Source organism: Pseudomonas sp. B21-010 (assembly GCF_024749325.1).
Lineage (GTDB): Bacteria > Pseudomonadota > Gammaproteobacteria > Pseudomonadales > Pseudomonadaceae > Aquipseudomonas > Aquipseudomonas kilonensis.
This window is the reverse complement of the sequence record NZ_CP087198.1, coordinates 2235102-2247689: the sequence shown is the minus strand read 5'-3', so window position 1 is coordinate 2247689 and position 12588 is coordinate 2235102. Positions and strand designations below refer to the sequence as shown.

Here is a 12588-nt window from a genome sequence, read left to right as displayed (position 1 = left end):
CTCGAAAAAAAACAAGCGCTAAGACACGTCTAAAACGCGCAAAAAGCAAAGGGGCCCGAAGGCCCCTTCTTTGTTCCGGCAGCGGGACGCTTAAGCGTCCGGTGCGGCCTTGGCAGCCGGCTCATTGTTTTCATAGATATACAATGGCTTGGACTTGCCTTCTATGACGCTTTCATCGATCACGACTTTACTCACCTCGGACTGCGAGGGGATCTCGTACATCGTGTCGAGCAATACACCTTCGAGGATCGAGCGCAATCCACGGGCACCGGTCTTACGTTCCAGGGCACGTTTTGCGACCGATTTCAGCGCGTCGGAACGGAACTCCAGGTCTACACCTTCCATTTCGAACAGCTTGGCATACTGCTTGGTCAGGGCGTTTTTCGGCTCGGTCAGGATCTGCATCAACGCTGCTTCATCCAACTCGTCCAGCGTCGCCAGGACCGGCAGGCGACCGACGAATTCCGGGATCAGACCGAACTTGACCAAATCGTCAGGCTCGACTTCACGCAGGGATTCACCGACTTTCTTGCCTTCTTCCTTGCTGCGCACTTCGGCGTTGAAACCAATGCCACCACGGGTGGAACGGTTTTGAATAACCTTTTCCAGGCCGGAGAACGCACCACCGCAGATGAACAGGATGTTACGGGTGTCGACTTGCAGGAATTCCTGCTGCGGATGCTTGCGACCACCTTGGGGTGGAACGGAAGCGACCGTACCTTCGATCAACTTGAGCAAGGCCTGCTGCACGCCCTCACCGGAAACATCCCGGGTGATGGACGGGTTGTCGGACTTGCGGGAAATCTTGTCGATTTCGTCGATGTAGACAATGCCCATCTGGGCCTTTTCCACATCGTAGTCGCACTTCTGCAACAACTTCTGAATGATGTTCTCGACGTCTTCACCTACATAACCCGCCTCGGTGAGGGTGGTTGCGTCGGCGATGGTGAACGGAACGTTCAGCAAGCGGGCCAGGGTTTCGGCAAGCAGGGTCTTACCCGAGCCTGTCGGGCCGATCAGCAGGATGTTGCTCTTGCCGAGTTCGACGTCGTCATTCTTCTTGTCACGCTGGTTCAGGCGCTTGTAGTGGTTGTACACCGCTACGGCCAGTACCTTTTTCGCACGTTCCTGACCAATCACATACTGATCAAGGATGCCGCTGATTTCTTTAGGCGAAGGCAATTTATGCGCGCTGCTCTCGGCCTGGGCTTCCTGCACCTCCTCGCGGATGATGTCATTGCACAGGTCGACGCACTCGTCGCAAATGAAGACCGAGGGGCCGGCAATCAATTTGCGCACTTCATGCTGGCTTTTGCCACAGAAGGAGCAATAAAGCAGTTTGCCGTTGTCCTCGCCGTTGCGGGTGTCAGTCATTCGATCGATCCAAATCCGATAGGCTTGCAACACAAGATGAAGGCAATTGCGGGCTTTTTCAAGCCCGCAGGTGATCGGACCTGCCGATCAACCTCATTTTGAGCGGCTTATTTTAAGCGGGGCGCTGGTTGATCACTTCATCGATCAGGCCATATTCACGTGCAGCTTCAGCGCTCATGAAATTGTCGCGGTTGGTATCGCGCTCGATTTCTTCCAGCGTGCGCCCGCTGTGCTTGGCCATCAAGGTATTGAGGCGCTCGCGAATGAAGAGGATTTCCTTGGCATGGATTTCGATATCCGATGCCTGGCCCTGGAAACCGCCCAGTGGCTGGTGAATCATCACGCGCGAGTTCGGCAGGCAGTAACGCTTGCCATGGGCACCAGCAGTCAGCAAAAACGCACCCATGCTGCACGCCTGACCGATACAGGTCGTCGAAACGTTAGGCTTGATGAACTGCATGGTGTCGTAGATCGACATGCCCGCCGTCACCGAACCGCCAGGGGAGTTGATATAGAGATGGATATCCTTGTCCGGGTTTTCGGCTTCAAGGAACAAAAGTTGCGCACAGATCAGGTTGGCCATGTAGTCCTCTACCGGGCCCACCAGAAAGATGACGCGTTCCTTGAGCAGACGCGAGTAGATGTCATAGGCACGTTCGCCGCGGGCGGACTGCTCGATAACCATCGGGACCAGGCCGCCTGCGGCCTGGATGTCAGAGCTCTGCTGATAAAAAGAATTGCGGGACATGTCTCGCAGTCACTCCCAAATAGTTATGTCTTGAATACGCATAAGCCAGCGCGAAGGCTGGCTTATGGGTGTTTGTTCTTACCGCAGAACCATCAATCGGCTTGTGGAGCTTCCACCGGCTTGACCGCTTCTTCGTAAGAGACCGCTTTATCGGTCACGCTAGCTTTCTGCAGAACAGTATCCACAACTTGTTCTTCCAGCACAACCGAACGGACTTCGTTCAGTTGCTGGTCGTTCTTGTAGTACCAGGACACGACTTGCTCAGGCTCTTGATAGGCCGAGGCCATTTCCTGGATCAGCTCGCGAACGCGGGCTTCGTCAGGCTTGAGCTCGAACTGCTTGACCACTTCGGCGACGATCAGGCCCAGTACGACGCGGCGCTTGGCTTGTTCTTCGAACAATTCGGCAGGCAGCTGGTCCGGCTTGATGTTGCCACCGAACTGCTGAACAGCCTGCACGCGCAGACGGTTCACTTCGTTGTCCAGCAAAGCCTTTGGCACTTCGATCGGGTTGGAGGCCAGCAGACCGTCCATGACCTGGTTCTTGACCTTGGACTTGATGGCCTGGCGCAGCTCACGCTCCATGTTCTTGCGAACTTCGGTGCGGAAACCTTCCAGACCGGTTTCCTTGATGCCGAACTGGGCGAAGAACTCTTCGTTCAGCTCAGGCAGTTTCGGCTCGGAAACAGTGTTGACGGTCACGGTGAACTCGGCGGCTTTGCCAGCCAGGTCCAGGTTCTGGTAATCCTCAGGGAAGGTCACGTTCAGAACGCGCTCTTCACCGGCCTTGGCGCCAACCAGGCCGTCTTCGAAGCCAGGGATCATGCGACCGGAGCCCAGCACCAGCTGGGTAGCCTTGGCGGAACCGCCCGCGAACACTTCACCGTCGACCTTGCCGACGAAATCGATGTTCAGTTGATCTTCGTTCTGGGCAGCACGCTCAGTCACTTCGAAACGGGTGTTCTGCTTGCGCAGGATGTCCAGCATCTTGTCCAGGTCGGCATCCGACACGTCAGCGCTCAGGCGCTCGACGGCGATGGATTCGAAACCGGCAACCGTGAACTCAGGGAACACTTCGAACGTGGCGACGAATTCCAGGTCCTTGCCTTTTTCCAGCACTTTAGGCTCGACGGACGGAGCGCCGGCCGGGTTCAGCTTCTGCTCGACGACCGCTTCGTAGAACGAAGACTGGATCACGTCGCCCACGGCTTCCTGACGCGCATCAGCTTCGTAACGCTGACGGATCACGCTCATTGGCACTTTGCCTGGGCGGAAACCTGGGATTTTGGCCTTTTGGGCAGTCTGCTGCAGACGCTTGTTGACCTGAGTCTCGATGCGCTCAGCCGGCACGGTGATGCTCATGCGGCGCTCAAGAGCAGAAGTATTTTCAACAGAAACTTGCATGGATATTCCTCGTTGCACAGACGTTGGCCGGGCGTTTCCGACCCCAGAATCAAGGGCATGCATTCTAGTAGGTCAAACTCAAGAAGTCACCCTACTGAAAACGCGCTGGAAACAGGCGCCGGATTTAGGACGGGGCAAACGGTCATGCCCCACCCGGATTGCAAATACAGTCGATTCAGCCCAGGGCTCTGCGCCAACGCTTCTATATATAGAAGCAGCTTGCCCGATCGCGCGACGCCCGCCCCTACAAAGGGACCGACGGACATGTCACGCATCATCACGAAACACATTCGCGAAGAACTGACCGCTACGCGCAGCGCCAAAAAACCGTACCGACGCCAAACACAGAACCATGGAAAACAAAAACGGCGCAGCCCTTTTCAGGTACTGCGCCGTTTTCTGCTATTTAAATAGCGACTTGTATGGTGCGGACGGAGAGACTCGAACTCTCACACCTTGCGGCGCTGGAACCTAAATCCAGTGTGTCTACCAATTCCACCACATCCGCGTATCAAGCTTTTAAAGCAAAGGCGCCAGATTGTTAGATCTGGCGCCTTTCTAGAATATGGGGTGGACGATGGGGATCGAACCCACGACAACGGGAGTCACAATCCCGTGCTCTACCAACTGAGCTACGCCCACCATATTGCCTTGTTGCCTTACTTGTGCCAAAGCTGCCTAATTGGCGCACCCGGCAGGACTCGAACCTGCGACCATCCGCTTAGAAGGCGGATGCTCTATCCAGCTGAGCTACGGGCGCCTTTTTAATCTGTATTCTTGGACGATTACAAACTAAGTGCTTTCAGTTTTGCCGAGTTGAAACAACCAACTCTGCTCCACCTTCTTAACCAGTGCTAGGCTGTGCCCGACAAGTGCGACGAATGTTATAGACGGCCTGATAGGTCGTCAACTCTTTTTTAAAAAAAATTCATTTAATTAAAGGGGTTAGGGGAATTTGCAGACCAAGCGCCTTTGCCCTCACGCCCCGGCATGCGAGAATGCGTTCTCTTTTTTTCCCCTCTCGATGGTTAACCACGCGCAATGACTGCACAACTTATCGACGGCAAATCGATCGCCGCCAGCCTGCGCCAGCAGATCGCCCAACGAGTCACCGAGCGCCGCGAGCAAGGCCTGCGCACGCCCGGCCTTGCGGTGATCCTGGTCGGCAGCGATCCTGCCTCTCAGGTTTATGTCTCGCACAAGCGTAAAGACTGTGAAGAGGTCGGCTTCCTTTCCCAGGCCTACGACCTGCCTTCCGAAACCACCCAGCAAGCGTTGGCCGATCTGATCGATCGCCTGAACGATGACCCGAACATCGATGGCGTTCTGCTCCAGCTGCCGCTGCCTGAACACCTCGACGCCTCCAAACTGTTGGAGCGTATCCGCCCGGACAAAGACGTCGATGGCTTCCATCCTTATAACGTCGGTCGCCTGGCCCAGCGCATCCCGTTGCTTCGTCCCTGCACCCCTAAAGGCATCATGACGCTGCTGGAAAGCACTGGCGTGGACCTGTATGGCCTCGACGCCGTAGTGGTGGGTGCGTCCAACATCGTTGGTCGTCCAATGGCCATGGAGCTGCTGCTGGCCGGCTGCACCGTGACCGTGACCCATCGTTTCACCAAGGATCTGGCTGGCCATGTCGGCCGCGCGGACCTGGTGGTGGTGGCCGCGGGCAAACCCGGCCTGGTACGGGGCGAGTGGATCAAGGAAGGCGCCATCGTCATCGACGTGGGCATCAATCGCCAGGAAGATGGCAAGCTGGTGGGCGACGTGGTCTACGAGACCGCCCTGCCCCGCGCCGGCTGGATCACGCCGGTACCCGGCGGCGTAGGCCCGATGACCCGCGCCTGCCTGCTGGAAAACACGTTGTACGCGGCTGAAACGCTGCACAGCTGATACGCGTCAACAAAAAACCTGTGGGAGCGAGCTTGCTCGCGATAGCGATGGACCAGCCAACATCCAGTTGACTGACACACCGCTATCGCGAGCACGCTCGCTCCCACAGATGTTTCTGGCGACCGGACTTTAGTCGCCAGATTACAAATTTTTCAGATTCGTTTCGCCAAAATCCCCCTCCATGAAACTTTATTTATTCACAAGCCTTGGCGATACAGGCATATAGCGCTGCTGTCGCCCATACTCCTAAAATGCGACGTTTTTTTTAAAAGTCGTTGCTCAACGGCACCTTCAACTCTATCGAGCCTACTCGCGTGAAAATCCGTCTTTCGATCATCAGCCTGTTCATCGCTTTCACAGGCAGCTTTATCACGCAGAATGTCGCTGCACAGGAAACCATCGCAGCCCCACGGGATACGGCCAAGCTGCAAGTCGCCTCGGGCAGCGCGATGTTGCTGGACCTGCAGACGGATAAAGTCGTTTATTCGAGCAACCCGGACGTGGTGGTGCCCATCGCGTCGGTGACCAAGTTGATGACCGGCCTGATCGTGCTGGATGCCAAACAGAACCTGGATGAGTACATCTCCATCACCATCGCCAACACCCCTGAGATGAAGGGCGTGTTTTCCCGGGTCAAGCTCAACAGCGAGCTGTCGCGCCGGGACGTGCTGCTGATCGCCCTGATGTCTTCGGAAAACCGCGCCGCCGCCAGCCTCGCCCACCACTATCCGGGTGGCTACGCGGCGTTCATTGCCGCCATGAACGCCAAGGCGAAGGCGCTGGGCATGACCAGCACCCATTACGTCGAACCGACGGGCCTGTCGATCCACAACGTCTCGACTGCCAGGGACCTGACCAAGCTGCTGATCGCCGCGCGCAAGTATCCACTGCTGAGCGAACTGAGCACCACCAAGGAAAAGACCGTTACCTTCCGCAAGCCTGTGTACAGCCTGGGCTTTCGCAACACTGACCACTTGGTCCACAAGGCCAACTGGGATATCCAGTTGACCAAGACCGGCTTCACCAACGAGGCCGGCCACTGCCTGGTGCTGGTGACGAAGATGGGCAATCGCCCGATGGCACTGGTGATCCTCGACGCATTCGGCAAGTACACGCACTTCGCCGATGCCAGCCGGATTCGTAGCTGGGTCGAGACCGGAAAAAGCGCCGACGTGCCGTCAGTGGCCCTGCAATACAAGGCTGCCAAGAATCTCAAGAGCCGCCAGAGTGGTGTGGTGGAAGCTTCCAAGTAATCCGCGACCCCTAAAAGCCCTGACTCGTCGTAATGCTGTTCACTTAGAAAAAGCGGCGCTTCTTTCAGAAATGGGAAGCGCCGTTTTTTTGTTTTTTGCGGTACTTGTTTTGGTGTGTATATCCGTTGCTGCGGTAACGGCCACTGGCGGTTCCGCCCTTACGGCGGGTCACTTTTGGAAGAGCGCCAAAAGTAACCAAAAACGCTTTGCCCCACCACTCGGCACCTCGCCTAGGCTCGGTGTGCCCGAACGAAGGCATTGCTCCGTGGGCCGCCGCGAAGGGCCATCCATGGCCCAGCGCGGCTACCTCGGCATCCATGCCGAGGTGCCCACTGCGCAATACCTTCGTTCAGCCAGCGTGGTTAATGGGGCGCCCCAGATCAACGTCCACCGCGAGGCGGCCTAACAGCCGACCTGGTTCTTGCGGTCGTACACCCATCAGATCTGTGGGAGCAAAGCTTGCTCGCGATGACGGTGTCCCAGTCAATGAAGATGTTGGATGTGCCGGCCTCTTCGCGAGCAGGCTCGCTCCCACAGGGGGCTCTGGATGTACACAAATATTGTGTCTACGGAAGATCCAATGTGGGAGCGAGCTTGCTCGCGATAGCAGTGGCTCAGCCACATAGATGCCGGCATGAGCCCCGCTCTTGCTGTTGCTGTTGCTGTTGCTGTTGCTGTTGCTGTTGCTGTTGCTGTTGCTTTGGATCTTGATCTGGACGCCCCGTTAAACCACGCTGGCCGAACGCAGGCATTGCGCAGTGGGCATCCCGGCATGGATGCCGGGATAGCCGCGCTGGGCCATGGATGGCCCTTCGCGGCGGCACACGGAGCAATGCCGGAGTGAGGGCATGCCGAGCCTAAGCGAGGCACCGAGTGGTGGGGCAAAGCGCTTTTGGTTACTTTTGGCGCTCTTCCAAAAGTGACCCGCTGTAAGAGCGGAACCATAAGCCGCCGTTACCGCAGAAACGGATATACACACCAACCCACGGCAATCTCTAGACCTTCAGATCACCCAGCGGATCATAAGGCTTGGGCTTGCCCTCATCCTTCTTGTCCAGAGGCGCCTTGGCCGGCCCTACCGGATCAACCTGAGGATCCTCAAGGTCCGGCGAATCCGGATCAAACCCCAGGTCATCACCACTGGAATGCTCTGACGAATGTGGCCCCGTAGGTGTTTTCGACTGTGCCATGCGCGCCTCCTCCAATCACGGTCGGAAAATGCCCAACCCTGACAATAAGAGCCTCAGGCCTGCCAGGTTGTGCCCGGCAAGTGACGAACGGGGGGAGCGATCAATGCGCCGTTTCCAAGGTCTTGGTGGCCCGCGCCGCCGCTTGCTCCTGCCCTGCCCCGGCCAATTCGGCCGCCGCTTTGAGCCACCGCTGCGAGTCGACATTGGCCGGAAGCTGCGTAGGTCGCTGGACCAGCACCGCCCAGCCGCCCGCGCTCTGGAAGTCCGATTCGAAGGCACTGAAGCTCATCAACTGCCGCCGGTTCATGCCTGAGCGCAGCAATACCGTCTGCTTCTGACGGTTGTAGCCGGCGAGAATCCCATACCGAGGCTCGGCCCAGAACGCCGAACCGTCGATATAGCGCACCAGCACCGGATAACCCGCCGCGACCTGCTCCAACAATACCGGCAGCCTGGGGCGGAGGGGATACACCAGCAACCCGTACTCCCGCGCCAGGGTGGGTATATTCTCCTGCAAACCAGCTTCGCCACCGGGCAGGTGCAACGGTTTTTCCAGCAGCCCCGGCGTGATGACAGTGCCTTGCAACGTCAGCAAGGCGGCCAGGGACTGCGGAGCGCCCTGGTACATTTCGCCGCGAAAGAACGGCACGCTGTTAAGTTCCACCCGCTCGGGCAGGCGCTGGATCTGCGGCGACACACTGCCCGCACACCCCACCAGGGCAACGAGGCAGGACAGCGTCAGGACCAGTGATCGAAAAGATGAAATAACCGGTGACATGATGACTCTCTTGTTCAGACACCCGGCATCCGGGCCAGGCTTGGGTCGACGATCATAAGGCGCGCACAGCCCTGGGTATAGCCATAACCTTCGTTTTACGAGGGTGATAGAACGAACCGATCCGAACCCCAGCGCCATAGATCGATTAGCTGCAACACTTGAGCGACTAGACTGTCCATTGTACTGGGTGCGATATCCCGGACCGGGGATAGAAGGAGGCACAAATGAGCCTGACGACGACAATCCTGATGCTGATATTCGGCTGGCTGAGCGTAGCCACGGCCATGCTGTGGGGGGTGCTTCGAATTGCTCGGCGCCATCATCACGTGCCACCTGCGCCATCGGGAAAAGCCGCCAAACCGGCCCGGCACCACGCCGCCGCACACTGACTGCTCACGTTCAAACCCATACTTCTCAAATCCAAAAAAAACCACCCGGGCCTGGACCCGGGTGGCTTCTGTCTGCCTGGCATCAGGCGTTGTCGGCCAACGCCCTTTCCCTGGCCCGACGGGACAACATGTTCAACACTTCGATCGCCGCCGAGAACGCCATGGCCGCATAGATATAGCCCTTCGGTACATGGGCGCCGAAGCCTTCGGCGATCAGCGTCATGCCGATCATGATCAGGAAGCCCAGGGCCAGCATCACCACCGTCGGGTTGTCATTGATGAACTTGGCGAGCGGTTCGGCCGCCAGCAGCATCACCAACACCGACACAACGACCGCGATGATCATGATCGGCAAATGCTCGGTCATGCCCACAGCCGTGATGATGCTGTCGATGGAGAACACCAGGTCCAGCATCAGGATCTGACCGATTGCAGCAGCAAAGCCCAGGGTCACGCCGGACGTGGCCGACTTGGGGTCATTCGGTGCGGGGTCCATGCTGTGATGGATTTCAGTGGTCGCTTTCCACAACAGGAACAGGCCACCGGCGATCAGGATCATGTCTTTCCAGGAGAACGCCTGACCCAGGATTTCGATGACCGGTTCGGTCAACTGCACAATGAAGGCAATGGTGCTCAACAAGCCCAGGCGCAGGATCAGCGCCATGCCGATACCGATCCGCCGTGCCTTGGCACGGTGCTGGGCGGGCAGCTTGTTGGTCAGAATCGAAATGAAGATCAGGTTATCAATGCCGAGCACGATTTCCATGACCACCAGAGTTGCCAGGGCGATCCACGCGGTGGGACTGGCGGCGAGCTGTAAAAGATAATCCATGGGTCAGTCCTGACTGATGTGACGTGTTAGATGGTTTTGGTCGGGGTTTGTGTTTCGTCAACTTCGTCCGCCGGTTTTTTCTTCGGGCTGATCAACCCGCCGGTGGCTTCGCTGATCGCCTGTTCGGCGGCCTTGTGGGTGTCATCAATGGCCTGCTTGGCGGTTTGCGCTGCCTGTCCCATCAGTTGCTGGGCACTTTTTTCAGCCTGCTCACAGCCCGCCAATGTCATTGCAGACATCGTCAACAAGGCTGCAAGTCCCAGGGGTTTGTATGTCATGAAATAAATGCCTCTTGAGAGAATAGAAGACGCACGAAAATGGCCCGCCAATGGCCAGGCATTCTAGAGACGCGAACACTTCAGGAAAATTCGTATTTTCAGCGGTTATACTTCGGTTTTTACGAATCCGTGTGAACCCATGCTCAATTACCGACAATTGCATTACTTCTGGGTGGTGGCGAAAACCGGCAGCATCGTGCGCGCCTGCGAGCAGTTGAACCTGACCCCACAGACCATCAGCGGGCAGATTTCCCTGTTCGAACAGACCTATAACATCAAGCTGTTTCGCCGCGTCGGACGGCAGCTGGAACTGACCGAGGCCGGCCGCCAGACCTTGCCCTACGCCGAACACATGTTCCAGTTGGGCGGTGAGCTGGAATTGATGCTGCGAGCCCAGCCCAACGAGCAGCAAACCCTGTTTCGGGTCGGGGTGGCGGATGTGGTACCCAAATCCATCGTCTACCGGCTGCTGGCGCCGACCATGGAGTTGAGTGAGCCGCTGCGCATTACCTGTCGCGAGGACAAGCTCGAGCGGCTGCTGGCAGACCTGGCGATCCAGCGTCTGGACCTGGTGATTTCCGACAGCCCAATGCCAACCCACCTGGACATCAAGGGCTACAGCCAGAAACTGGGGGAATGCGGGATCAGCTTTTTCGCCACCGCCGCGCTGGCCGAACGCTACGGGCAGGATTTCCCCCACGGCCTGCATGACGCTCCGCTGCTGATTCCCGGGCCGGAAACCGTGGTGCGCAGCCGCTTGCAACGCTGGTTCGCCGAGCAACAGATCCAGCCGCGCATCGTCGGCGAGTTCGACGACAGCGCATTGATGCAGGCCTTCGGCCAATCAGGCAGCGGGATTTTCATCGGCCCGAGCGTGATCGCCGAAGAGGTCAAGCGCCAGTACGGCGTAGAAGTGATCGGCCAGACCGACGCGGTGAGCGAATCCTTCTACGCCATTTCCGTGGAGCGCAAGGTCAGCCACCCCGGCATCGTCGCGATTGCCGAAGGCGCGCGTCGCGAGTTGTTCAGCGCTTAGCAGGTGACGCGAGGTTTGAAAGTCATCAGGAGCAACGCCAGCAGGATCGATACGAAGATGAACCCTGCCGCCGCAAACCCGACACTGCCCAGGCCCAGGGTATCGATGACCCGGCCACCAACCATCGCCCCCAAGCCAATCCCCAGGTTGGCCCCGGCGATGTTCAACGATGCGGCAAAGGCCGGGGCCTGCGGGGCCGCCTTCATCAGCCGCACATGGCTGACCAGGAACAAGGCCGCCTGGGTCACGCCCCAGATGCCCATCGCCGCCGCCAGCGCGAGGGGCGAATGAATGCTCGGTACCAACGCCACCATGCCGCCAATCAGGAACAGGCAGAAGACCATTGATGCGATCAACGGATGCCGGTCCACCGCCCGGCCGCCCAGGGAATTGCCCAGCAGCCCGACGGCGCCGAAGCCCATCAGGCACCAGCCCACCAGGGTGCCATCGAACCCAGCGAGGCGTTCGAGGATATCCGCCAGATAGGTGTAGGCGGTGAACATGCCGCTGAACACCAGGATCGACAACAGCACATGCCCTTGCATCAACGGGCTGCGCAGGATCTTGAATTGCGAACGAAAGCTCACCTGATGCTGGTGCAGATTGGTTTTCGGCAAGTAGATAAACAGCAGCAAGGCCTTGGCGAAGGCGATGACCGCCAGGATCGCGAACGCGCTGCGCCAGCCAAACGCATCGGAAATCAACGTGCCCACGGGAATGCCGAACACCGTGGCACAGACGATGCCAAAGCCGATTCGGGCGATGGCCCGCCCGGCCAACTGTGGCCCGACAATGTCCACCGCCGTTTCACTGGCCAGCGCCCAGAACACCGGCAGGCCCAGGGCCGGGATCAACCGGGCAACGGCCATCACCCAGATGTTGGGGGCGACTGCGGCGAGCATGTTGGCCAGACCGAACATCACCAGCACGCTGATAAACAACTTGCGCCGCTCAAAGCGGGCGAACCAGGCCGTCAGGAATGGCCCGAACGCCGCCACCGTAAACGCGAACAACGTCACCAGCAGCCCGGCCTGGGGGATGCTGACCTGCAAGTCGCGGGCGATGGAGGGCAACAGGCCAACGATGACGAATTCCGTGGTCAGCACGGTAAAACCGGCGGCCGACAACAGAAAAATGGGTAACAACATGCAGAACTCCAGCGAAACGACGACACCAGCGTCAGCCCGAGGGGCTCGCTGGCGGATATAGAAAGGTGATGAAGGCAAAGCCTAACAGAATGCGTCCACCAGACAAAACACGCTTGAACACCCGAGTGACGGATCGTCACAGGTCCGTCAGATTTTTCATCGGGCTGTGATAAAGTCCGCGGCCTGCAAACGCCGTACTTTCTCACGGTCCGCTCATGTGGCCTGCCCGCTTGTTGCCCTGACTCGTCGACCGTTGCACACAA

General features: G+C 58.2%; 15 protein-coding genes and 3 tRNA genes. 6 read left to right on the top strand and 12 right to left on the bottom strand.

The window, feature by feature from the left end:
* Positions 1-90 precede the first annotated feature (90 nt).
* From clpX to tig, 3 genes are all read right to left on the bottom strand, one after another.
* Entirely contained in the window at positions 91-1374 is a 1284-nt protein-coding gene (gene clpX, locus LOY50_RS10055) for an ATP-dependent Clp protease ATP-binding subunit ClpX (RefSeq protein ID WP_013692650.1), read from the bottom strand.
* Positions 1375-1486: 112 nt separating this feature from the next.
* Complete coding sequence (clpP, locus tag LOY50_RS10050; protein WP_003199862.1) at positions 1487-2122, bottom strand: ATP-dependent Clp endopeptidase proteolytic subunit ClpP; 636 nt, start codon at positions 2120-2122, stop codon at positions 1487-1489.
* A 92-nt stretch (positions 2123-2214) separates the two neighbouring features.
* On the bottom strand, positions 2215-3525 hold the full coding sequence (tig, locus tag LOY50_RS10045; RefSeq protein WP_003199860.1) for a trigger factor: 1311 nt from the start codon (positions 3523-3525) through the stop codon (positions 2215-2217).
* Positions 3526-3789: 264 nt separating this feature from the next.
* Between tig and LOY50_RS10040 the strand changes: the two genes are divergently transcribed.
* On the top strand, positions 3790-3939 hold the full coding sequence (locus LOY50_RS10040; RefSeq protein ID WP_253473064.1) for a hypothetical protein: 150 nt from the start codon (positions 3790-3792) through the stop codon (positions 3937-3939).
* Between the two features lie 9 nt (positions 3940-3948).
* On the opposite strand, the gene LOY50_RS10035 is transcribed toward LOY50_RS10040, so the two are convergent.
* From LOY50_RS10035 to LOY50_RS10025, 3 genes are all read right to left on the bottom strand, one after another.
* Positions 3949-4033 (bottom strand) — tRNA-Leu (locus LOY50_RS10035).
* Positions 4034-4091: 58 nt separating this feature from the next.
* A tRNA-His gene (locus LOY50_RS10030) sits at positions 4092-4167 on the bottom strand.
* Positions 4168-4208: 41 nt separating this feature from the next.
* Positions 4209-4285: transfer RNA gene (locus LOY50_RS10025), tRNA-Arg, on the bottom strand.
* A gap of 281 nt (positions 4286-4566) precedes the next feature.
* On the opposite strand from LOY50_RS10025, the gene folD reads away from it, so the two are divergent.
* The 3 genes from folD to LOY50_RS10010 all read left to right on the top strand — a co-directional run bounded on the left by folD (position 4567) and on the right by LOY50_RS10010 (position 7080).
* On the top strand, positions 4567-5421 hold the full coding sequence (gene folD, locus LOY50_RS10020; RefSeq protein WP_014339305.1) for a bifunctional methylenetetrahydrofolate dehydrogenase/methenyltetrahydrofolate cyclohydrolase FolD: 855 nt from the start codon (positions 4567-4569) through the stop codon (positions 5419-5421).
* Between the two features lie 314 nt (positions 5422-5735).
* Positions 5736-6674, top strand: coding sequence for a D-alanyl-D-alanine endopeptidase (gene pbpG / locus LOY50_RS10015; RefSeq protein WP_214508977.1), 939 nt, complete (start codon positions 5736-5738; stop codon positions 6672-6674).
* Positions 6675-6939: 265 nt separating this feature from the next.
* Entirely contained in the window at positions 6940-7080 is a 141-nt protein-coding gene (locus tag LOY50_RS10010; protein ID WP_258691298.1) for a hypothetical protein, read from the top strand.
* Positions 7081-7398: 318 nt separating this feature from the next.
* Here the strand turns inward: LOY50_RS10010 and LOY50_RS10005 are convergent, their stop codons facing one another.
* The 3 genes from LOY50_RS10005 to LOY50_RS09995 all read right to left on the bottom strand — a co-directional run bounded on the left by LOY50_RS10005 (position 7399) and on the right by LOY50_RS09995 (position 8642).
* Positions 7399-7524 (bottom strand): hypothetical protein, encoded by a 126-nt coding sequence (locus LOY50_RS10005; RefSeq protein WP_258691297.1) that lies wholly within the window; start codon positions 7522-7524, stop codon positions 7399-7401.
* A 145-nt stretch (positions 7525-7669) separates the two neighbouring features.
* Positions 7670-7864 carry a DUF6021 family protein gene (locus LOY50_RS10000; RefSeq protein ID WP_214508976.1) on the bottom strand — a complete coding sequence of 65 codons (195 nt, stop codon included), beginning with the start codon at positions 7862-7864 and terminating at the stop codon, positions 7670-7672.
* A gap of 100 nt (positions 7865-7964) precedes the next feature.
* Positions 7965-8642 carry a peptidase C39 family protein gene (locus LOY50_RS09995; RefSeq protein WP_258690762.1) on the bottom strand — a complete coding sequence of 226 codons (678 nt, stop codon included), beginning with the start codon at positions 8640-8642 and terminating at the stop codon, positions 7965-7967.
* Positions 8643-8866: 224 nt separating this feature from the next.
* On the opposite strand from LOY50_RS09995, the gene LOY50_RS09990 reads away from it, so the two are divergent.
* A complete protein-coding gene (locus LOY50_RS09990; RefSeq protein ID WP_258690761.1) occupies positions 8867-9031 on the top strand; it encodes a hypothetical protein in 165 nt (54 codons plus the stop codon).
* Positions 9032-9113: 82 nt separating this feature from the next.
* Here the strand turns inward: LOY50_RS09990 and LOY50_RS09985 are convergent, their stop codons facing one another.
* The gene (locus tag LOY50_RS09985; protein ID WP_063322133.1) at positions 9114-9863 is read right to left on the bottom strand and encodes a TerC family protein; all 750 of its coding nucleotides are present in this window, start codon (positions 9861-9863) and stop codon (positions 9114-9116) included.
* Positions 9864-9889: 26 nt separating this feature from the next.
* A complete protein-coding gene (locus LOY50_RS09980) occupies positions 9890-10141 on the bottom strand; it encodes a hypothetical protein (RefSeq protein WP_258690760.1) in 252 nt (83 codons plus the stop codon).
* Between the two features lie 139 nt (positions 10142-10280).
* Between LOY50_RS09980 and nhaR the strand changes: the two genes are divergently transcribed.
* Positions 10281-11177 (top strand): transcriptional activator NhaR, encoded by an 897-nt coding sequence (nhaR, locus tag LOY50_RS09975; RefSeq protein WP_063322135.1) that lies wholly within the window; start codon positions 10281-10283, stop codon positions 11175-11177.
* Here nhaR and LOY50_RS09970 read toward each other — a convergent pair.
* Complete coding sequence (locus LOY50_RS09970; RefSeq protein ID WP_063322136.1) at positions 11174-12325, bottom strand: MFS transporter; 1152 nt, start codon at positions 12323-12325, stop codon at positions 11174-11176. The two genes, nhaR and LOY50_RS09970, sit on opposite strands and share 4 nt — an antisense overlap.
* Positions 12326-12588: the final 263 nt, after the last annotated feature.

Bases quoted from the DNA above. Each gene is read 5' to 3' on its own strand.
- folD (WP_014339305.1), top strand. From the start codon at position 4,567: ATGACTGCACAACTTATCGACGGCAAATCGATCGCCGCCAGCCTGCGC.
- LOY50_RS10005 (WP_258691297.1), bottom strand. From the start codon at position 7,524: ATGCCCTCACTCCGGCATTGCTCCGTGTGCCGCCGCGAAGGGCCATCC.
- LOY50_RS10000 (WP_214508976.1), bottom strand. From the start codon at position 7,864: ATGGCACAGTCGAAAACACCTACGGGGCCACATTCGTCAGAGCATTCC.
- LOY50_RS09990 (WP_258690761.1), top strand. From the start codon at position 8,867: ATGAGCCTGACGACGACAATCCTGATGCTGATATTCGGCTGGCTGAGC.
- clpP (WP_003199862.1), bottom strand. From the start codon at position 2,122: ATGTCCCGCAATTCTTTTTATCAGCAGAGCTCTGACATCCAGGCCGCA.
- tig (WP_003199860.1), bottom strand. From the start codon at position 3,525: ATGCAAGTTTCTGTTGAAAATACTTCTGCTCTTGAGCGCCGCATGAGC.
- nhaR (WP_063322135.1), top strand. From the start codon at position 10,281: ATGCTCAATTACCGACAATTGCATTACTTCTGGGTGGTGGCGAAAACC.
- LOY50_RS09980 (WP_258690760.1), bottom strand. From the start codon at position 10,141: ATGACATACAAACCCCTGGGACTTGCAGCCTTGTTGACGATGTCTGCA.
- LOY50_RS10040 (WP_253473064.1), top strand. From the start codon at position 3,790: ATGTCACGCATCATCACGAAACACATTCGCGAAGAACTGACCGCTACG.
- LOY50_RS09995 (WP_258690762.1), bottom strand. From the start codon at position 8,642: ATGTCACCGGTTATTTCATCTTTTCGATCACTGGTCCTGACGCTGTCC.
- LOY50_RS09970 (WP_063322136.1), bottom strand. From the start codon at position 12,325: ATGTTGTTACCCATTTTTCTGTTGTCGGCCGCCGGTTTTACCGTGCTG.
- clpX (WP_013692650.1), bottom strand. From the start codon at position 1,374: ATGACTGACACCCGCAACGGCGAGGACAACGGCAAACTGCTTTATTGC.
- LOY50_RS09985 (WP_063322133.1), bottom strand. From the start codon at position 9,863: ATGGATTATCTTTTACAGCTCGCCGCCAGTCCCACCGCGTGGATCGCC.